Below are 20,159 nucleotides of genomic sequence, written 5' to 3'. Positions count from 1 at the left end.
ACGGGAGACCCGGAGATGGACGCACCCGCAACATCCGCCACGGGCCTGCAGAACCGCGTCACCCCGTTCGGAGACATTATCGGTACGCCAGCGCGCGGCGCCATGATGGGCAATCGCGGCGGACGCTTCCACCACCCCGAAACACGGCAGCTTTCCGCCCGCCGCTGGGCCAGCAAGCGGTGGATATGTTGCCGGCTTGATTTCAAGGATCGCCAGCGCACCGTGTGGGGCGACGGCTATACCGAACTGTTCTTCCACGACGAGGCCAGCGCATTGGCCGCCGGACACAGGCCCTGCTTCGAGTGCCGGCGGCACGAGGCGGTGAAATTCGCGGACGCGGTGCGCCGCGCATTCGGGCTCACCGCCACGCCGGATGCCGGGTGGATGGACGAGCGGCTACATGCAGAGCGGCTTGTCCCGCCGCGGGAGCGCCGCACCGTTGTGCCGGAAAGCCGCCTGCCGGACGGGACCGTCGTTGCGTCTGCAGACCGTGCCTTCGTCATCTCCGGTGGCGAAGCCTATCCGTGGCTGGATTTCGGCTGGGGGCCTCAACCGGTGTCGCCAGCACTGCTGTCTGACCTGCGGCTTGTCACACCGCCGCTGGCGCTCGGCGCGCTCGATGCCGGTTACCGGCCCTTGCTACGCACCGCGACCGGCTGACCGGCAAACCGACGCCACGCCCGCCCATCGATCGCCGCCAGCCCCAGCCCGATCAGCGCCATGCCGGCGAGGTCGCTCGGCGCGAGCCGCTCGCCCAGTACCGCCGCGCCGAGCAGGATCGCCGTGACCGGCACCAGCAGCGTCACCAGCATGACGTTGGTCGCGCCCGAGGACCGCAGGATCGAAAAGAACAGGATGTAAGCGATGCCCGTCGACACGATGCCGAGCAGCGTGACGGCGCCGATCACCTCGATGCCCGGGACCGGCAGCGTCCACGGCTGGTCGATGATGAAAACGACCGGCAGCATGATGAGGCTGGAGGCCGTCACCTGCCCTGCCGCGCTGGCAACGGGCGCATCGCCCTTGAACCTGCGCCCGAAGACACCTGCAAAACCGTAGCTCAGAGCCGCACCGAGGCAGGCGACCTGGGCGGCGATATTGTTGCCGATCTCGCTCAGCGCATCGAGACCCACAAGCACCGCGACACCCGCGATGCCGAGCGCGACACCGGCCGCCTTGCCGCCGGTGATGCGTTCGTCCGCCGTGAAGACGTGCGCGACAATGACCGCGAAGACCGGCGTCGTCGCGTTGAGGATGGAGGCAAGTCCCGCGCCGATCTGCGTCTGGCCGTAGAACAGCAGCGAGAAGGGAATGACGTTGTTGAGGACCGCCATGCCCGCATAGGCGGGCCAGCGCGCCGACGCCACGAAGGCGATGCCGCGCAGCCGCAACACCAGGTGCAGCGTCAGCGCCGCAAGCACGACCCGGCACAGCACCACCGTGAAGGGTGGCAGTTCGGACACCGCCACCTTGGCGAAGAAGAACGCCCCGCCCCAGATGACGGAAAGCAACACAAGCAAGGTCCAGTTGCGCATCGACATGGCTGTCTGCCCGGTAGTGTCGTATGGCGACGGTGTCGATCTGTCTGGCATCGGCTGGCACTTCACGTCCGTGTTTTGGCAAGCACTCCAATAGCTGCACCGACGCGAACCAACCACCCGATTCTCGCATGTCGTCCCTGTCGCGGCGGCCCTTGCGCTTGCCGCCGCCAGCATGCTCCAAATTGCGAGGACCAAGTCACGAGGCGCGGAATGTTCACCGAGAGCGAAGACGTTTCCATGATCCGCGAGACGGCGCGGCGCATCGCGCGCGAGCGCCTTGAACCGGTGGCGGCTGCGCTCGACCGCGGCGAGAGCCGCGATGCCTTTCTCGACAACCTGAAGCTGCTGGCGGAAAACGGCTTCATGTCGCTGAACGTCTCGGAGGAATACGGCGGAACGAACGCGGGCACCGCCGCCTTTGCTGCCACGACCGAAGAACTCGGCCGGGCCTGCGCCTCGACCGGGGTGACGACCAGCGTCACCAATCTCGTCGGCGAGGTCATCCAGGCCTGCGGCAGTGCGGCGCAGAAGCAGGCGCACTTGCCCAAGCTTGCCGATGGCACCTATCCGGCAGGCGCGTTCTGCCTGACGGAATCCGGTGCCGGCTCCGATCCGTCCGCCATGAAGGCGCGGGCTCAGAAGAGCGGCAACGGCTGGGTGCTGAACGGCGTAAAGCTCTACATCACCAGCGCCAGCTATGCCGGCATCTTCGTCGTGTGGGCGGTGACCGACCCGGACGCGCCGAAGGGCAAGGGCATCTCCTGCTTCCTGGTGGAAGCGGGGACGCCGGGCATGAGCGTTGGCACGCCTGAGCGCAAGATGGGACAGACCGGGTCTGCCACCTGCGAAGTGCGATTCGACGATTGCCGCATTCCGGCAGACGCCATCATGGGCGCGGAGAATGACGGGTTCCGCATCGCGGTTGCAGAACTGGCTGGCGGGCGCATCGGCATTGCCGGGCTTGCGCTCGGCATCGCGCGCGCGGCGATGGAAGCGGCCATCGCCTACGTGAAGGAGCGCGAGCAGTTCGGGCGGAAGATCGCCGACATGCAGGGCATCCAGTGGGCCATCGCGGACCGGGAAACGGAACTTGAGGCCGCCAGCCTGCTGATTGCCAAGGCCGCCCACCTGAAGGATGCCGGGCAGCCGTTCGCGCAGGCCGCATCCATGGCCAAGCTCTACGCCAGCGAAGCCGCGCAGCGGGCAACCTACACCGCCCTGCAACTGCATGGCGGCGCGGGCTACATCGCCGACCTGCCGCTTGAACGATACGCGCGCGATGCCCGCATCACGACGATCTACGAGGGCACCTCGGAGGTGCAGCGCCTCATCATCGCCCGCAACATTCTCGCGGCGGCCTGACGCGTGACCGACGTTCTTTTCGTCACCCTGCCCTTCTTCGCCGTCTGTGCGCTGGGCTACCTGGCGGTGCGGTCCGGCTTCATGGCGGAGGAAGCCGTCAGCCACCTCAACCTGTTTGCCTTCTATTTCGCGATGCCGGCGCTCATCGCCGGTGCGCTGGCGCGACAGGACATTTTCGCCATCGTGGACGGACGGATATTCCTGGGCTGGCTGATCGCCGGCATCGCCATCTTCGCAATCGGCTTCTTCGTGCTACCGCTGGTGCGCAAGGGGGCGGCAGCCGGCGAGTGCGCGCTGGCAGGTCAGGCCTCGTCCGTCGGCAATATCGGCTTTCTCGGCATTCCGCTGGGCATCACGGCCTTCGGGGATGCCTTTATCGGGCCTCTGGTCGCCGCACTGCTCGTCGACCTCATCGTGCTGATCCCGCTGTCGCTCGGGATCCTCGAACGCCACAAGAACGAAACAGAGCGCGCAAGCGCGTTCGATACGGCGCGCAGCGTCGTCTTCAACCCGTTCATCATCGCCATCATGACCGGCGTCATCCTGTCGGTCAGCGGCATCGGCATGCCGGTCTGGCTGGACGGGTTCGCAAGTTTCCTCGGCGGCGCTGCAAGCCCGGTTGCGCTGTTCGCGCTCGGCGCGTCACTCGCCACCAAACAGGCTGCGGGATCGAAAAGCTCCATCGCGCTGCTAACCACGTTGAAGCTTGCCGTTCACCCGCTGCTGATATTCGGGATTTTGTTGCTGCTTGGCGCACCACAGGGCGCTGCCGCGATCACGGTGCTGATCGCGGCCATGCCGGTTGCGGGAAATGTCTTCGTCATTGCCGAACGTTACGGCGTGTTCGTGCGCCCCGTGTCGGCCGCCGTTCTCATCTCGACCGTGCTTTCGGTCGCCAGCGTCTCAGCGGTGCTCGCCTGGGCGCTGCAACAGCAGGGCTGAGCGGCCTATAGCTCGTCAACCGTCACCACCTGGAAGGTGTGCAGCTCGCCGTCCTCGTCCTTGATGGACACGTAGTCTCCGACATTGAAGGTGTGCGCGCCGAAGCGGTACCCGGCCTCGTCGTCATCGTCGCCGTCGATATCGTAGGTGAAGGCCCAGCTGCCGCCGGGACGATGCACCAGGTGGCCGACGTCATCGGGCTCACCTTCCCAGAAACGGCGCACGCGGCACTGGTCGCGGTGTTTCTTCCAGCCGTCCGCATCGATGTGGCCGTCTTCAGAAAGCGGGGCGACGAACTCGTAGCCATGCTGCGAACTGCCACCGGGATAGTCGTGGTTTCGCGCCAGGTTCAGGCGGACTTGGCTCAATCGCGAATTCGTCATGGTCACTCCCTTCAGGATGCGTGGCACGTGCCGTGTTCGAACCGTCGCAACGCGCTGGCGCGCAGGCCGGTTCCCCGTCGCGTCCCGACAGGTCGTGGAGAGCAAGAGCCATATCGCATGCACAGCATATCATCGCGGCAGATAAGCTGAAAATGGTGCCGGGTTGCTTGATCCTGCGCAAAGCCATCGGCGCGGCGCGACCTGGCCAAGCAGTGTTATAGTCGGCGGCGAATCTGGCGCGCTGGCGGGCGCGCTCACACGTTACCAGGGGGCAAGCGTGCCGAAATTTGCGGCCAACCTATCCATGCTGTTCAATGAACTGCCATTCAAGGCGCGGTTTTCTGCGGCCCGCATGGCCGGGTTCCGGGCGGTCGAATTCCTGTTTCCCTACGCGCAGGATGCCGGGCTGCTGCTCACCGAAATCGAGACGCACGGGCTGAAGGTCGTGCTGTTCAACCTGCCGCCCGGCGACTGGGAAGCCGGCGAGCGCGGCATCGCGGCCATTCCGGGGAGGGAAGTGGATTTCGAGCGCTCGGTCTCGGCTGCAATCGAGTACGCCAAGGTGCTCGACTGCAAGCAGTTGCACGCCATGGCCGGCATCATGTCGCCGATGATCGATCCAGACATCGCCATGTCTGTCTACATGCGCAACCTCTCGCAAGCCGCCAGCGAGTTGAAGCTGCACGACATCACGCTGCTGATCGAACCGATCAACCATCGCGACATGCCCGGCTATTTCCTGTCGCGCACACAGCAGGCCCGGCGGGTGATCGAGGCCATCGACGCCGACAACTTGAAACTCCAGTTCGACGTCTATCACCGGCAAATGATGGAGGGGAACCTGATCCACGGGATCAACAACAACCTCGACATCATCTCCCACATTCAGATCGCCAACCCGCCGCAGCGCCTCGATCCGAGCGCCGGGGAGATCAACTTCCCCTACCTGTTCCAGATGCTGGACGGCATGGGCTACGAGGGCTGGATCGGCTGCGAGTACAAGCCGCTGACGACGACCAAGGAGAGCCTCGACTGGTTCGAGCCCTACAGGCGCTGAAGCGCCGCGGCGGGTCGGGAAGGACTGAAGGGGGAAATGGTACCGCCTCCCCGGATCGAACGGGGGACCTCTAGATCCACAATCTAGCGCTCTAACCTACTGAGCTAAGGCGGCACGGTTTCATCGGCAGGCCTCAGGCCCGCGAGGGCTTCCCTCTACAATCTTTCAGGGGCGCAAATCAAGCGGGTGCGCGTCGCTTAAGCCCGAACCCGACACCGATCCGGTGCACACAATAAAATACCCGGACGCGTGGGGCGCGTCCGGGCTTGTTTGTCATCGGCGGGGATGAACCCCGCCAGACGGTCAACCGATCAGTTGACGGTCTTGACCTGTTCCATCGCCTTGGCGGCGCTGTCCTTGGCCGGCTTCGAGCAGGCTTCCATCGCCTTCTGGCTCTTGGACTGCAGATCCTTGGCCTGCGAGGTCAGCGTTTCGAACTGCTTGCGCGCGAACTCGGACTGAATCTCGACGGCCTCGGCGACGGTCTTCACGCCGAACATCTTCTCGGCCAGGTCGAACGTGGCATTCATGTTCGTCTTGGCGTTGGTGAGCATCTGCTTGTTGAGGTCATTGGCGTGCTTGGAGGTCGCGGAAAACGTGTCCTCGAGCACTTCGGTGGCCTCTTCGGCAGAGAGCTTGGCGCGGTCGTAGGCAACCTTCGCCTGGGAAACGGCCTTCTCGGCCATCTCGCGGAACGCGGTGGGCATTTCCATCGCGTCCATGTCGAACTTGGGCATGTCGAACTTCGGCATCTCGAACATCGGGAAGCTCGGAGTTTCGACGGTCACTTTTGCCTTCTGGGTCATATCTGTCTCCTTGGTGGTCCGCGTCGTGGTCGTGTTCGGTTCGGAAAGGCCGCGTGGCGCTGCCAGCGCCTGTCGCGCTCATCCGTCCGACACTTAACAATTTAGGTCATGTTATTGTGCATTGCAACATAAATATTGCGCTGCACAATAATCTAGGCGAGTCAATCATTTAGGTGAGGCACCCCCTTTTCGGCGCTTAACCAAGACGTAAATGAATCCTTACCGAGGCGTGCCGGTGGTGGACGAAAAAAGCCCACAGGGCCTATAGTCGCCCCTGTCAGGCGAGCCGTTTGCGGCGGTGCGTCAAAACCGGTCGGGGGGGCCGAGGCCGGAATCTTGTGTTTTCGAGTTTGCGCGCGACTGCGGGAAGCGGCAGTGACGCGTGCGCTGATACAGTTTGGAGTTCACGGCCCATGTCGATCATCGACATCCTGTCCGGTCTTGGCGAGACTTCGCCGATCAGCGACCTGTTCTTTGCCGACAGCCCGGCCTTCCTGGTCGGCGGCGAGGACGGATCGATCGTGATCGCCAACCCCTCCGCTGCAGCATTCCTGCGCGCGCACAACGTGAGTGCGCTCGTGGATGGAAAGACGTCGCTGCGCGGCCCGGCCAAGGCGCGGCTGGAAGAGCTCGCCTCGGCGGAAGACCTGAGCGGGTCGGCGCGCATCGAGATGCTGCGCTTCTTCGTCGGCTCCCGCGCCGTGACCCTGCCCTTCATGTGCCAGCGCGTGAGCGCGCCCGCGCCGCAGCCCAACGTCTATGCCATGGCCGCAGCCGCGCCGGGCAGCGAGCTGACGATTGCCGACAAGGCAGCGATTGCATTCGACGACGATCCGCGCCCCGTCGTCCTGTTCGACAAGAACGGCGAGCGGCTCTATGCCAACCCGTCCGCCCGCAGCGAGGATATCGCCGGGCACGACGAACTGCGCGCAGCGGACGGACTGTTCACGCTGACACTGGAAGACGGTGACCTGGAACTGTTCGCCGCGCCGCAAGGCGCGTCGCTGGCTTCAGCCCCGGAACCCGAGCCCGAGCCGGAACCCGAACCCGCGCCGGAACCGCGCATCGAGGACCTGCCCGCACGCCAGGAAAAGGGCATGTCGTCCATCGCCGGTGCCGCGCGCAAGGTTGTTGCCGGACTCGGTTTCGGATCGGCCGCGAGCAGCGCCAGCACCCCTGACGCGCGCCCTGCGGCACCTGTCGCGGCTCCGCCTGAACGCGCCGAGCTGACTGCCAGTGCCGACGCCGCCACTGAGGATGAAATTGACGCGCGCGAAGACGACGCGCGCGACGCAATTGCCGTGGCGCAGCCCGGCACGCGCTTCCGCTTCACGCTGGATTCCGAGGCCCGGATCAAGTCGACCGATCCCGACATTTCCGAAACCGGACTTGCCGGCGGCGACGGCGACAGCCTCGACGACCTGCTGACCGGGGACCTGGCAAGCTTCGTCGATGCCATCGAGCACCGCGACACGTTCAACGCCGTGCAGGTTCTGTGGCAGGCGCAGGACGGTGGCGCGCCCGTTCACGTCGAGATCGCTGGCCTGCCGCTGCTGGACGGGTCCGGCGGATACGAGGGGCTTCGCGGCTTTGCCGTGATCGGTGAACGTGCATCCGACTGGCAAGAAGACGAGACCGCCGAACCGTTCGACACCGGGACCGCTGCCATCACGGGCGCAGGGGTTGCCGCCAGTGCTGGCGTTCTGGGCGCAGACGAAGGCGAGATCGAGAAGATCGAGGCGTCCGAAGACACGGCCACGGACGCCGGGGACGTGACGCCACCCTCCGAGACAACTGCGTCCGAGGTCGATGACATGCCGGCAGACGATGCGCCGATGGCCAGTGTCACCGAAGATGATGACAGCGTCGAGGAAGCCTCGATCGAAAGCGACGACGATGTCGACGGCGACGTCGACAGAGTCTCGGATGCAGACGAGACCACGGAGACGAACGACGCGCCGGTCGCGGACGAGACCGACGACGCCCCCTCCCTGTTGCCGCTGGTTGCCGGTGGCGCCGGCGCGGTTGCAGCCGGGCTCAACATGGACCGGTCCGAAGACCTGCCGCGCCGCACGACACCGGCTACCCCGGACCGCCTCGACGACAACGACCAGCGCGCCTTTGCGCAGATCGCCGAGCGGCTGAACGGCCGCGTGCCGCCGGAAGACACATCCGTTGCCGACAGCGAACCGGCACCAGCCATCGACGATGAAAACGACGATGACATCTTCGAAGACGTGCTGACGCTCGCAGTGGATGAAGACGCGCAAGATGCCGACGAGGAGCCGACCGGGACGGACAATGTCGCGCGCATAGGCCGGTCCTACGAGTCCCTTGAAGGGTTCAGTCCGGACGCCGACAGCGCGTCGGACGACAACGACACCACGCCGGAAACACCCAGCGAGGCGGTTTCCAACGCAGCCATCGCTGCTGGCAGCCTTGCCGGTGCCGCTGCCGGCAACCGGCTTGCACGCGGGCGCGCCGAGGATGCCAATGACTTCGTCACGCTGATCGAGCGGCTGCCCTTCGGGCTGATGTTCCTGCGAGACGAGAAGCCGCTTTATGCCAACCGCGCGATGCTCGACCTGTTCGGCTATGCCGACCTGGACGACCTTGAGATTGCCGGCGGCATCCACACGCTGTTCGAGAGCCTTGCGGACACCCGCCAGCCGGGGAAGCGGATGCTTGCGGGCATCACCCGCGACGGGCTGCCCATCGAGCTCGACGCGCGCCTGCAACTTGCGCCGTGGATCGACGGACCTGCCCTGCTGCTGACGGCGCGCGAACGCCTCAGCTCCGACAGCGAGTCCCGCATCGCGGACCTTGAGTCCGAGCTTGTCGAACTGAAGGACATCCTGGACACCGCGACCGATGGCGTCGTGCTGTTCGACGAGGACGGCGACATCATCTCCATGAACCGTTCGGCGGAAGCCCTGTTCGGTCTGGACGGACGGGAAATTCGCGGCGCGCATTTCGCCACGCTCTTTGAGGAGAGCGAGCGCGATACCATCGAGGAGTATCTCGACGGGCTGCTGGAAAACGGCGTCGCCAGCGTTCTCAACGACGGGCGCAAGATCCACGGCGTGGAAAAGGGCGGCGGCCACATTCCGCTGTTCCTCACCATCGGCCACGTGGGCATCGGCGAGCGCCAGAAATTCTGCGCCGTCCTGCGCGACATCACCCAGTGGACGGACGGCAACGAGACCGGGCCCGAAACCGAGAGCGAGGCTGAAACGCCCGCCGCGCCGGATGCCGGCGACAAGAGCCATTCCGACGTGCTGGCCAAGGTCAGCCACGAGGTGCGCACGCCGCTCAACGCCATTGTCGGTTTCGCCGATGTGATGCTCGACGAGCAGTACGGCCCGCTCGGCAATGACCGCTACCGGGACTACGCCAAGGACATCAAGGCTAGCGGTGAACACATCATGAGCCTGCTGAACGACTACCTGGACCTGTCCAAGGCCGAGACCGGCATGATGGACATGGACTTTTCCCAGGTGCAGCTCAACGATGTTGTCGAGCAATGCGTGGCGATCATGCAGGGGCAGGCGAACCGCGAGCGCGTGATCCTGCGCACCAGCCTTGCCGCGAACCTGCCGGCGATTGTCGCCGACATCCGCTCGATCCGGCAGATCCTGCTGAACCTCATTTCCAACGCTGTGAAGTTCACGCCGGCGTCCGGCCAGATCATCGTCTCGACCGTCTACACCGAGACCGGCGAAGTGCACCTTAAGGTACGCGACACCGGCCCGGGCATGTCGGCTGAAGATATCGCCACCGCGATGCAGCCCTATCGCAAGCCGGCAAGCCAGCGCGAAGGCGGCGGTTCCGGCATCGGCCTGCCGCTCACCAAGGCGCTGGCGGAAGCCAACCGCGCAGTCTTCTCGCTGGAGAGCCGGACCGACGGCGGCACTTTGGCGCAGGTGGCGTTTCCCTCGACCCGGGTTCTGGCAGAGTAACCACGAGACAATGAGCCGGTAACAATCGGCTCGTTTGCCATTACTTTTGTGTATGACCGATTTTTACTGATGATATCCAAGTATAGACAGTGTTTAGAACGATTCTAAACACGACTGGCGCGGCTTATATTCGAACGATTCCAATCTATACATCGATTTGGTCTTGACGGGCGGGGGCAATGCGGCATTATCCGCCCAGCGATCACGCATCGCTCAATTCATTCCTGTGGTGGTGGGGCCTTGAACCCCATTGATTGGAGGAAACCATGAAAATCCACACCGCGCGGCGGGCTTTTGCCGTCGCAGCTATCTCTGCCGTCTCCTTCGCCTTTCTTGCCGATGCCGCGCCTGCCAGCGCAGCTGAGGAAGTGAATATCTATTCCTACCGCGAGCCGCAGCTCATCAAGCCACTGCTCGATGCGTTCACCGAAGAGACCGGCATCCAGACCAACGCCGTCTACATCGAGAAGGGCCTCGTGGCCCGCATGGAAGCGGAAGGCGAGAATTCGCCGGCCGATGTGATCCTGACGGTCGATATCGGCCGCCTCGACGAGGCCGAGCAGGCCGGCGTTACCCAGTCGATCGACGACGAGACGATCAATTCCAACATCCCGGCGGAATTCCGCGACCCGGATGGCAACTGGTTTGCGCTGACGACGCGCGGCCGTGTCGTCTATGCCTCGCGCGAGCGGGTCGAGCAGGATTCCATCACCTACGAGGAGCTTGCCGACCCGAAGTGGAAGGGCAAGATCTGCATCCGTTCCGGCCAGCACTCCTACAATATCGGCCTGTTCGCCTCGATGGTCGCCCACCTTGGAGAAGAGAAGGCCGAGGAATGGCTCGCCGGCGTGCGTGACAACCTCGCCCGCAAGCCCAACGGCAACGACCGCGCGCAGGCCAAGGGCATCTATTCCGGCGAGTGCGACATCGGCATCGGCAACACCTATTACGTCGGCCGCATGATGACGAACGAGAAGGAGCCGGAGCAGCAGGACTGGGCCAAGGCCATCAAGGTTCTGTTCCCCAACAACGACGACCGTGGCACCCACGTGAACGTGTCGGGCATGGCGATGGCCAAGAACGCGCCGAACCGCGAAAGCGCGCTCAAGCTGATGCAGTTCCTCTCCAGCGAGGAAGCCCAGCAGGTCTATGCCGAGCAGGTCTACGAGTACCCGGTGAAGCCGGGCGTCGCGCCGAGCGATCTCGTCGCCTCCTGGGGCGAGATCAAGCCGGACTCCCTGTCGCTGTCGGAGATTGCCGAGAAGCGCAAGGTTGCCTCGGAGCTGGTCGACAAGGTCGGCTTCGACAACGGCCCGGCCTCCTGAGGCTGATCCAGACAACGCAACAACCTGCCGGGGCGCATCCATGCGCCCCGGTTTGCATTTGAAGCCATGGCAAACACGACCCGCGCACTTCTCGGACCCCGCCCGGCGCTGACACTGGCTGCCGGGGTTCTGGTCGCGCTCGCCGCGATGCCGATCGTGGCGATCTTCGTGCTTGCCGTGATGGGCGACGGCGAAGGCACGTTGCCGCACCTTCTCGAAACGGTCCTGCCGCGCGCGGTGCGCACCACGGTGCTGCTCATGGCGGGTGTCGGCCTGCTCTCCGCCACGCTTGGCGTCGGCGCGGCATGGCTTGTCAGCACCTGCCGCTTTCCGGGCCGCCGCGTGCTGGAAGTCGCGCTGGTGCTGCCGCTGGCGATGCCGCTCTACATCACCGCCTTCGCCTATATCGAATTCTTCGATTTCACCGGTCCGCTGCAGACCGCGATCCGCGCCGTCGGCGGCTACACGAGCGTGCGCGACTACTGGTCGCCGGACATTCGCACGCTGCCCGGTGCCGTGCTCATCATGTCGGCGGCGCTGTATCCTTACGTTTACCTGACTACGCGCATCGTGTTCCTGATGCAGTCCTCCGGCGTGCTGAACGCCGCGCGCACGCTGGGCCGCACGCCGCTTGGCACGTTCTTCGGCGTGGCGCTGCCGCTGGCGCGCCCGGCCATCGTCGCGGGCGTGACGCTGGCCATGATGGAGTGCCTCAACGACATCGGCGCGGTGGAACTGCTCGGCGTGAAGACGCTGACCTTCACCATCTTCGACACGTGGCTCAACCGCGGCAGCCTTGCCGGGGCAGCGCAGATTTCCGCGATCATGCTGGTGATCGTGGCCGCGCTTGTCGTCACCGAGCGCGTGGCGCGCGCAAGGCGCCGGTTCGATACAAGCGCGCGCAACGTGGAGCCGACGCGGCGGGTGAAGCTGATCGGATTGCGCGCCTGGGGGGCCACCGCGGCCTGCACGCTTCCCGTCTTCCTCGGCTTTCTCCTGCCCGGCTGGATCCTGATCGACTTCGCCTCGCGGCGGCTGTCGGACCTTGGTTCGCCGGTGCTCCACGCAGCGCTTGGGAACTCGCTGGTCCTGTCGCTGGCAACGGCCTTCGTCGCAGTCGGCACGGCACTGCTGCTCGCCTATGCCGGGCGGCTGTCCGCATCACCCGTCGCGGCCATGTTGGGGCGGATCGCGGTGCTCGGCTACGCGGTGCCCGGAACGGTGCTGGCCATCGGCGTGCTGGTGCCCCTCGCCGGATTCGACAACTGGCTCGACGGGCAGATGCGCCAGTGGTTCGGGCTTGCCACCGGCCTGCTGCTGACGGGATCGGGTGCAGCCATCGTCTATGCCTGCACCGTGCGCTTCCTGGCCGTTTCGTTCGGGACCGTGGAAGCGGGCCTTGGCAAGATCTCGCCGCACATGGACATGGCCGCGCGCACGCTTGGCCGCACCATGGGCGAGACGCTGCGCGAAGTGCACGCGCCATTGATGCGAAAGTGCGTGGCAACCGCCGGGCTACTCGTCTTCGTGGACACGCTGAAGGAGCTGTCGGCAACCGTGCTGCTGCGGCCCTTCAACTTCGATACGCTGGCAACGCTCGTCTACCAGACGACCGTGCGCGGCGCGTTCGAGGATGCCGCCCTGCCTGCGCTCACCATCGTGGCGGCGGGGCTGGTGCCGGTCATCCTGCTGGTTGGCCGCTCGGAGAGCCGCGACCTCGTGCACGGCACGCCGGAAACCGGCGAGCGGGGCGCGGCGCGGGCCTGATCAGGCCTTCAACGCCGCGATGTCGCGGTAAAGCTCCAGCGCATCCGGGTTGGCAAGCGCTTCCTTGTTCTTCACCTCGCGGCCATGCACCACGTCACGCACCGCAAGCTCGGTGATCTTGCCGGACTTGGTGCGCGGAATGTCGGCGACCGCGACGATGCGGGCCGGGACGTGGCGCGGCGAAGCGCCCTCACGTATGCGCTTGCGGATCGATGCCTGCAGCGCGTCGTCGAGTTCAATGCCGTCTGCCATCCGCACGAACAGCACGACGCGCACATCGTCTTCCCACTGCTGACCGATGGCGAGGGCTTCCTGCACCTCCTCCATCTGCTCGACCTGGGCGTAGATTTCGGCGGTGCCGATGCGCACGCCTCCGGGATTGAGCGTGGCGTCCGAGCGGCCATGAATGATCATGCCGCCATGTTCGGTCCACTCGGCGAAGTCGCCGTGGCACCACACCCCGTCGAAGCGGTCGAAATAGGCGGAGCGGTACTTCTCCCCGTCGGGGTCGTTGAAGAAGCCGATGGGCATGGAAGGGAACGCGCGGGTGCAGACCAGTTCGCCCTTGCCCTCGCGCATGGGCTTGCCGTCCTCGTCCCAGACCTCGACCGCCATGGCGAGCATCGCGCCCTGGATTTCGCCGATATGGACCGGGCTGATCGGGTTGCCGCCGACGAAGCAGGCGACGATGTCCGTGCCGCCGGAAATCGAGGCGAGCTGCAGGCCCGGCTTGATCCCCTCGCCGACGAAGACGAAACCCTCCGGCGACAGCGGCGAGCCGGTCGACGTCATCAGGCGCAGGCTGGACAGCTTGTGGGTTTCGACGGGGCGCAATTCCGCCTTGCGCACCGAATCGATGAACTTCGCCGAGGTGCCGAACAGCGTCATGTCCTCGGCGTCGGCATAGTCGAACAGGATGTTGCCGTCCGGGTGGAAGGGCGAGCCGTCATAGAGCAGCAGCGTCGCGCCGGCCGCCAGGCCGCTGACGAGCCAGTTCCACATCATCCAGCCACAGGTGGTGAAGTAGAACACCCGGTCGCCGGGGCGCACGTCGCACTGGAGGCGATGCTCCTTCACGTGCTGGAGCAGCGTGCCGCCGGCGGAATGCACGATGCATTTCGGGATGCCGGTCGTGCCGCTGGAAAACAGGATGTAGAGCGGGTGCTCCGGCGGGAGCCGGTTGAACTCCGGAGCGCTCGCCTTGAACGGTTCGATGAAGGCAGACAGGCTCTTGCCGCCCTTGAGCGCGCCCGCCACCGCATCGGACTGTTCGAGATAATCGACGATCACGACCGCGTTCAGGGTTGAGAGGCTGTCGACGATCTCGACGAGTTTGCCCTTCACTTCGATGCGCTTGCCCGCATACCAGTACCCGTCACACGCGATCAGCACCTTCGGTTCGATCTGGCCGAAACGATCGAGAACGCCGCGCGTGCCGAAATCCGGCGAGCAGGATGACCAGACCGCCCCAATGGACGCCGTCGCCAGCATCCCGGCAATGGTCTCGGGCATGTTCGGCATCATGGCGGCAACGCGGTCGCCCTGTCCGACGCCAGCCGCCTTCAGGGCCTGCTGGAGCCGGGACACGAGATCGGACAGTTCGCCCCAGCTCATGCGGCGGCGCACCTTGTCCTCACCCCAGAAGACCAGCGCATCGCGGCTCGCATCGCCATTCCTGGCAGGCGCCAGCAGGTTCTCGGCGAAATTCAGTTTCGCGCCCGGGAAGAACACGGCGCCGGGCATGGTGTCCTCGGCGATGACCCGGTCACCGGCATCCCCCACCACGCCGCAGGATTTCCACAGGTGCGACCAGAAAGCTTCGCGGTTCTCGACACTCCACTTGTGGAAGTCGGCATAACCGTCGAACGTGGCACCGGTTTCACCTTCGATTTCGCGCATGAATTGCGCAAGCCGGGTTTGCCCGGCCGTTTCCGGGTTGGGCGTCCACAGGGGCTTGTCGGTCATGGCGTGGCCTTCGGCAGGAATGGGTCAGAAATACCAGCCTTCGTCATGCCACAGGTCACGGTGATGTTCCAATGCGACGAACGCGGGCCAAGCCTGCCACTGTTTCAATCCCACCCTTCGCACCCTATAGTCCGTAAAACCGTCGAAACCGGCCAACTCAAATGAAACGCTTTCTCGCGATCGCTGCTGCCATCGTCATCGTTGCGGCGATTGCCTTGACCATATTGCCGTGGCTGGTGCCGGACAGCACCGTCCGCAACATGGCCGTGGAGCGAATCGAAACGATCACCGGCCTGCGCGTGACGTCCGCTGGCGATGCGAGCATCCGCTTCCTGCCGCAGCCGCAGGTCACCGTCGACGACATCCGCCTGAGCCTGCCCGGCGAGAACGATACGCTTGCCGCAGTTGACCGCATCCTCGGTCGGTTCAGCCTGTTCGGCTTCTTCATTCGCGATACGCCAATCGACGGCCTGACGCTGGTGCGCCCGCGCATCGGGGTTCCAACCGCGCCCGACAGCGCCGGCGACTGGGTGCCTGAACGCTCCGGCCTGATCCGCACGCTCTACGACGCCCTCAGCCGCAACCCGGCTCCGGGCACCGCGCCGGTGCTCAACACCGGCCAGCCCGCGACGGGACCCGTGCGCATCGTCGATGGATCGGTGACGTTGCTCGGGCCGGATGGAAAGCCCGTCAGCGCCTATACCCAGATCGAACTTGCAGCCAACTGGACCCGGCTCGGCACCCCGCTGACCGGCAGCCTCGCCTTCGTCTGGAAGGGCAAGGTGGTGGAGATCGACGGACGCGTCGACAACCCCGCGCAAATGCTCGCGGGAACCGCGACCCCCATCGAGGTGGACGTGGTGACCGCGCAGGGCAACCTGGCCGTACGCGGTGCGGCATCGGTCGGGGAAGCACTCCAGGTGGACGGGACGCTGGCCATCGAGTCCGCCGCGTTCGACCAGGCGCTCGCCTGGCTCGGCTATGGCAACGGCGATGCGCCGGGCCTCGACAGGCTCTCCATGCAGGGGCAGATGCGCCTCGTCGGCGACACCGCCAACCTGACCAATCTCAATCTATCGCTCGACGGCAATACGGGCACCGGCGGGCTGACCGTCCGTGCGACCCAGAGCCTGATCGAGGTGGACGGCACGCTTGCGCTCGACACCCTGAATTTCGACCGTTACCTGCGCGCGCCTGCGGTGATCGAGGACGATGGCGGCAGCGGTGACAACGTGGCTGCGGTGCCGCTGCCCGAGTTCGGCTCGCTGACCGGCATCGATGTCGACCTGCGGCTTTCTGCAGCGCAGGTGACGGGCGCCAACATCACGTTTGGCCAGACGGCAGCGAGCCTCGTCGTGCGCGACGGCACCATCGACCTCGGCATCGCGGAAGCCGCGTACCGGCGCGGCATGGTCAACGGCAACCTCAAGATCACCCCTATCGCCAACACGCTGAACGTACAGGCCCAGATCGGCATGCGGCAGGTGTCGGTCACCTCCCTGTTCGAGGGCGGGCAGATGATCGGGCTGGAGGGCGACGTGAACGGTTCCATCGCGCTCGAAGGGCGCGGGCACACCGTCGAGCAGCTGGTCCGCTCGCTGCGCGGTGACGGGCGCATGGAGATCAAGAACGGGTTCCTGCGCGGCCTCGACGTGGAAGCCATCGTGCAGGCCATGACGAGCAAGGACTACAATTCCATCGGCATCCGTCCCGGGCTCAAGACGCCGTTCGAGGCGCTGACGGTTGATCTCGTGACGCAGAACGGCGTGACGCGGACCCGTAAGCTGGAACTGTCCGGCCAGCGCTTCCTCGCCACGGCAGACGGCGAAATCGACCTGCTCAGCGAGTATGTGCAGGGGCTGGGGCAAGTGCGCTTCTGGCCGCAGGGCCGCCCGAAACCACTGGCTGACGGGTCGATGCCGCCCGACCAGCAGATGTTCGAGATCGGTTTCCGGGTCGACGGGCCGCTGGATGCGCCGGCCATCCTGCCGCTGGTGCCGCTGCTCAAGCAGGGCAATGTGGGCCTGCCGAACGACGGCTAGGCCCGGCGTCTTTTCCGGATCGATCTGGAACGGCTCACTGTGCCTTGGCGGCAGCTTCGGCGCGCTTGCGCTCAAGCTCCTGCCGCTTCGAAACCAGCGATGCGGTGACCACGCCAATCGTCACCAGCGCGATGAGGATGGTGCAGACGGCGTTGATTTCCGGCGTCACGCCGAGACGAACCTGACTGTAGATCTTCATCGGCAGCGTGGTCGCGCCGGGGCCGGTGGTGAAGCTCGCGATGACGAGATCATCCAGCGACAGCGTGAAGGCCAGCATCCAGCCCGACACGACCGCCGGCAGGATGATGGGCAGCGTCACCACGAAGAATGTCTTGGCCGGCGGACAGCCGAGATCCATCGCCGCTTCCTCGACGCTTGAGTCGAACGAGACGAGCCGCGACTGCACGACCACCGCCACGAAGCACATGGAAAACGTGATGTGGGCGATGGCCACCGTCCAGAACCCACGGTCGAAATTGATCGCAACAAACAGCAGCAGCAGCGACAGGCCAGTGATGACTTCCGGCATGACGAGCGGCGCATAGACCATGCCGGAAAACAGTGTGCGCCCGTGGAAGCGGCCGAAGCGCACCAGCGTGATGGCCGCCAGCGTGCCGAGGACCGTCGCAACCGTGGCCGACACAAACGCGACGCGCGCGGTGACCCAGGCTGCATCCATCAGGCCCTGGTTGTTGAACAGTTCGCTGTACCACTTGGTCGAGAACCCGCCCCACACCGTCACCAGCCGGCTCTCGTTGAACGAGAAGATGATAAGGATGACGATCGGCAGGTAGAGGAAGGCGAACCCCAGCACGATCGAGGTGATGTTGAACCAGCTGACGCCCCTGTTCATCAGCCCGCCTCCCGTTCCTGCGCCCGTTGCTGGGCGCGCTGGAAGAGCACGATGGGCACGATCAGGAGCCCCAGCAGGATGACGGCGACGGCGGACGATACCGGCCAGTCGCGGTTGGAGAAGAACTCCGTCCACAGCGTCTTGCCGATCATCAGGGTGCCAGACCCTCCGAGCAGGTCGGGGATCACGAATTCGCCAACGGCTGGAATGAAGACGAGGAAGCAGCCTGCGATGACTCCGGGCAGCGACAGCGGGAAGGTGATGACCCAGAACGCCTTCAGCGGATGGCAGCCCAAGTCTTCGGCAGCTTCCAGCAGCGACCCATCCATCTTCTCCAGCGCGGCATAGAGCGGCAGCACCATGAACGGCAGGTAGGAATAGACGATGCCGATATAGACCGCCGTCGTGGTGTTGAGGATGCGCACCTGTTCATCGCCCGACAGGATGCCCAGCGCCTGCAAGGTGACGGTGAGCAGGCCCTCGGGCTTGAGGATGCCGATCCACGCGTAGACGCGGATCAGGAACGAGGTCCAGAACGGCAGGATCACCAACATCAGCAATGTCGGGCGCCAGTGGGTCGGCGCGCGTGCCATGCCATAAGCAATCGGGTAGCCGACCAGCAAGGTGATGAAGGTCGAGACACCCGCGATCCACAGGCTTGAGAGATAGGAGCGGATGTAGAGATCGTCCTGCGTCAACCATTCGTAGTTGTCGAAGCTCAGCGCCGCGAAGGCGCGCTTCAACCCTTCCCAGCCGTCGGCAAGGGAAAAGGTCGGAATGTACGGCGGCATGGCCACCGCGACCTGCGAGAACGATATCTTCAGGACAATGAGGAAGGGAACGAAGAAGAAGACGAGCAGCCACAGGTAGGGGACCAGGATCACCAACCAGCGTCTGTTTCCATCCTTGGTGCCGGCCATGTCGCGCGCCTCAGCTCAGCAGCACGACGGCACCATCGGGCGAAAACGACAGCCATGCGTCGTCTTCCCAGGTGATGGGCCGTTCGATGAGGCGGGTGGAGTTGGCCTGGAGCGCCTTGACGATATCGCCGCTCGGCAGCTTCAAGTGATAGGTCGAGACGTCACCGAGATAGGCGATGTCCCAGACCTCGCCGCGCATGACGTTGCTGGAGCCTTCCGGCGGCTGGCCGAGACCGATGCGCACCTTTTCCGGGCGCACCGCGATCCACGCATCGTCGCCGGACTTGGCCTCGATGTCCTGGTTCACGCGCATGGCGCCGGCCTCAGTATCCACCGTGACGGTGCCGCCGGAATTTGACGCGACCTTGCCCTGGATGATGTTGATGTCACCAACGAAGTCCGCGACGTAGCGCGACTTGGGATATTCGTACATTTCGGCGGGCGTTGAGATCTGCACGACGCGCCCGTGATCCATGACCGCGATGCGGTCGGAAACGGTCATTGCTTCTTCCTGGTCGTGGGTCACGATCATGAAGGTGAGGCCCAGCTCCTGCTGCAGGTCGATGAGTTCGAACTGGGTCTGCTCGCGCAGCTTCTTGTCGAGCGCGCCGAGCGGTTCATCCAGAAGCAGGACCTTGGGGCGCTTGGCAATGGAGCGGGCGAGCGCCACGCGCTGGCGCTGGCCGCCGGAAAGCTGATGGGGCTTGCGGGTCTTGAACTGCTCCAGCTTCACCAGCTTGAGCATCTCGTCGACGCGGTCGGCGATCTCGCCCTTGGGCATCTTGTCCTGCTTGAGGCCGAAGGCGATGTTGTCGGCGACATTCATGTGCGGAAACAGCGCGTAGGACTGGAACATCATGTTCACGGGCCGCTTGTAGGGCGGCACGGTGGAGACGTCCTGCCCGTCGAGCAGGATGCGCCCGCTCGTGGGTGTCTCGAAGCCCGCCAGCATCCGCAGCAAAGTCGTCTTGCCGCAGCCGGAGGGGCCGAGCAGCGAGAAGAACTCGCGCTCGTAGATGCCCAGCGTCTGGCCGTCGACGGCGGTGAAATCGCCGAAACGCTTGGTCACGTTCTCATAGAGAATGAAGGGCTTCTTGTCGGGGTCTTCCCACGGCGCAAAGGTGCGCCGCACCGGCCCGAATGCCTTCTTGGACGAGGCTGCGGGCTTTGCCGCGCCTGCCGCTGGAGCCGGTTCGCCGCCGGTCCCGGAAATATCAGCCATCCCCTCAACCCCCGT

15 protein-coding genes and 1 tRNA gene are annotated in these 20,159 nt (G+C 65.0%); 8 read left to right on the top strand and 8 right to left on the bottom strand.

All coding sequences use genetic code 11. The features are described 5' to 3' along the window. The first annotated feature begins 15 nt into the window (after nucleotides 1-15). Nucleotides 16-660 carry a hypothetical protein gene (locus tag ACKTEK_RS01505; protein ID WP_409163469.1) on the top strand — a complete coding sequence of 215 codons (645 nt, stop codon included), beginning with the start codon at nucleotides 16-18 and terminating at the stop codon, nucleotides 658-660. On the opposite strand, the gene ACKTEK_RS01500 is transcribed toward ACKTEK_RS01505, so the two are convergent. Further along, nucleotides 627-1,541 (bottom strand): DMT family transporter, encoded by a 915-nt coding sequence (locus tag ACKTEK_RS01500; RefSeq protein ID WP_409163468.1) that lies wholly within the window; start codon nucleotides 1,539-1,541, stop codon nucleotides 627-629. The two genes, ACKTEK_RS01505 and ACKTEK_RS01500, sit on opposite strands and share 34 nt — an antisense overlap. Before the next feature lie 210 nt (nucleotides 1,542-1,751). Here ACKTEK_RS01500 and ACKTEK_RS01495 point away from each other — a divergent pair, with 210 nt between their 5' ends. Together ACKTEK_RS01495 and ACKTEK_RS01490 are read left to right on the top strand one after the other, a co-directional pair. After that, nucleotides 1,752-2,903, top strand: coding sequence for an acyl-CoA dehydrogenase family protein (locus ACKTEK_RS01495; protein ID WP_409163467.1), 1,152 nt, complete (start codon nucleotides 1,752-1,754; stop codon nucleotides 2,901-2,903). A 3-nt stretch (nucleotides 2,904-2,906) separates the two neighbouring features. Next, complete coding sequence (locus tag ACKTEK_RS01490) at nucleotides 2,907-3,845, top strand: AEC family transporter (protein ID WP_409163466.1); 939 nt, start codon at nucleotides 2,907-2,909, stop codon at nucleotides 3,843-3,845. Between the two features lie 5 nt (nucleotides 3,846-3,850). Here ACKTEK_RS01490 and ACKTEK_RS01485 read toward each other — a convergent pair whose 3' ends face one another. Then, nucleotides 3,851-4,228: a hypothetical protein gene (locus tag ACKTEK_RS01485; protein WP_409163465.1), complete on the bottom strand. Its 378-nt coding sequence runs from the start codon at nucleotides 4,226-4,228 to the stop codon at nucleotides 3,851-3,853. 277 nt (nucleotides 4,229-4,505) lie between these two features. On the opposite strand from ACKTEK_RS01485, the gene otnI reads away from it, so the two are divergent. Then, complete coding sequence (otnI, locus tag ACKTEK_RS01480; RefSeq protein ID WP_409163464.1) at nucleotides 4,506-5,285, top strand: 2-oxo-tetronate isomerase; 780 nt, start codon at nucleotides 4,506-4,508, stop codon at nucleotides 5,283-5,285. Nucleotides 5,286-5,322: 37 nt separating this feature from the next. Here otnI and ACKTEK_RS01475 read toward each other — a convergent pair. Both ACKTEK_RS01475 and ACKTEK_RS01470 read right to left on the bottom strand, forming a co-directional pair. Next, nucleotides 5,323-5,399, bottom strand: a tRNA-His gene (locus ACKTEK_RS01475). 197 nt (nucleotides 5,400-5,596) lie between these two features. Next, complete coding sequence (locus tag ACKTEK_RS01470) at nucleotides 5,597-6,091, bottom strand: phasin (RefSeq protein WP_409163463.1); 495 nt, start codon at nucleotides 6,089-6,091, stop codon at nucleotides 5,597-5,599. A gap of 413 nt (nucleotides 6,092-6,504) precedes the next feature. Here ACKTEK_RS01470 and ACKTEK_RS01465 point away from each other — a divergent pair, with 413 nt between their 5' ends. The 3 genes from ACKTEK_RS01465 to ACKTEK_RS01455 all read left to right on the top strand — a co-directional run bounded on the left by ACKTEK_RS01465 (nucleotide 6,505) and on the right by ACKTEK_RS01455 (nucleotide 13,142). Beyond that, the gene (locus ACKTEK_RS01465; RefSeq protein ID WP_409163462.1) at nucleotides 6,505-10,050 is read left to right on the top strand and encodes an ATP-binding protein; all 3,546 of its coding nucleotides are present in this window, start codon (nucleotides 6,505-6,507) and stop codon (nucleotides 10,048-10,050) included. A 266-nt stretch (nucleotides 10,051-10,316) separates the two neighbouring features. Continuing rightward, the gene (locus ACKTEK_RS01460; RefSeq protein ID WP_409163461.1) at nucleotides 10,317-11,375 is read left to right on the top strand and encodes a Fe(3+) ABC transporter substrate-binding protein; all 1,059 of its coding nucleotides are present in this window, start codon (nucleotides 10,317-10,319) and stop codon (nucleotides 11,373-11,375) included. 66 nt (nucleotides 11,376-11,441) lie between these two features. Continuing rightward, on the top strand, nucleotides 11,442-13,142 hold the full coding sequence (locus ACKTEK_RS01455) for an ABC transporter permease (RefSeq protein ID WP_409163460.1): 1,701 nt from the start codon (nucleotides 11,442-11,444) through the stop codon (nucleotides 13,140-13,142). Here ACKTEK_RS01455 and ACKTEK_RS01450 read toward each other — a convergent pair whose 3' ends face one another. Continuing rightward, entirely contained in the window at nucleotides 13,143-15,107 is a 1,965-nt protein-coding gene (locus ACKTEK_RS01450; RefSeq protein WP_409163459.1) for an acetoacetate--CoA ligase, read from the bottom strand. A 161-nt stretch (nucleotides 15,108-15,268) separates the two neighbouring features. Here ACKTEK_RS01450 and ACKTEK_RS01445 point away from each other — a divergent pair, with 161 nt between their 5' ends. Beyond that, nucleotides 15,269-17,149: an AsmA family protein gene (locus ACKTEK_RS01445; RefSeq protein ID WP_409163458.1), complete on the top strand. Its 1,881-nt coding sequence runs from the start codon at nucleotides 15,269-15,271 to the stop codon at nucleotides 17,147-17,149. A 34-nt stretch (nucleotides 17,150-17,183) separates the two neighbouring features. Here ACKTEK_RS01445 and ACKTEK_RS01440 read toward each other — a convergent pair whose 3' ends face one another. The 3 genes from ACKTEK_RS01440 to ACKTEK_RS01430 are packed head-to-tail and all read right to left on the bottom strand — an operon-like array spanning nucleotide 17,184 to nucleotide 20,144. After that, nucleotides 17,184-18,002: an ABC transporter permease gene (locus ACKTEK_RS01440; RefSeq protein WP_409163457.1), complete on the bottom strand. Its 819-nt coding sequence runs from the start codon at nucleotides 18,000-18,002 to the stop codon at nucleotides 17,184-17,186. Next, on the bottom strand, nucleotides 18,002-18,922 hold the full coding sequence (locus tag ACKTEK_RS01435; RefSeq protein WP_409163456.1) for an ABC transporter permease subunit: 921 nt from the start codon (nucleotides 18,920-18,922) through the stop codon (nucleotides 18,002-18,004). The genes ACKTEK_RS01440 and ACKTEK_RS01435 overlap by 1 nt, the downstream gene beginning before the upstream one ends. Nucleotides 18,923-18,932: 10 nt before the next feature. Next, entirely contained in the window at nucleotides 18,933-20,144 is a 1,212-nt protein-coding gene (locus tag ACKTEK_RS01430; protein ID WP_409163455.1) for an ABC transporter ATP-binding protein, read from the bottom strand. Nucleotides 20,145-20,159: the final 15 nt, after the last annotated feature.

This window comes from Tepidamorphus sp. 3E244 (genome assembly GCF_046159835.1).
Lineage (GTDB): Bacteria > Pseudomonadota > Alphaproteobacteria > Rhizobiales > Tepidamorphaceae > JACKJK01.
This window is presented reverse-complemented; position numbering and strand designations above follow the sequence as displayed.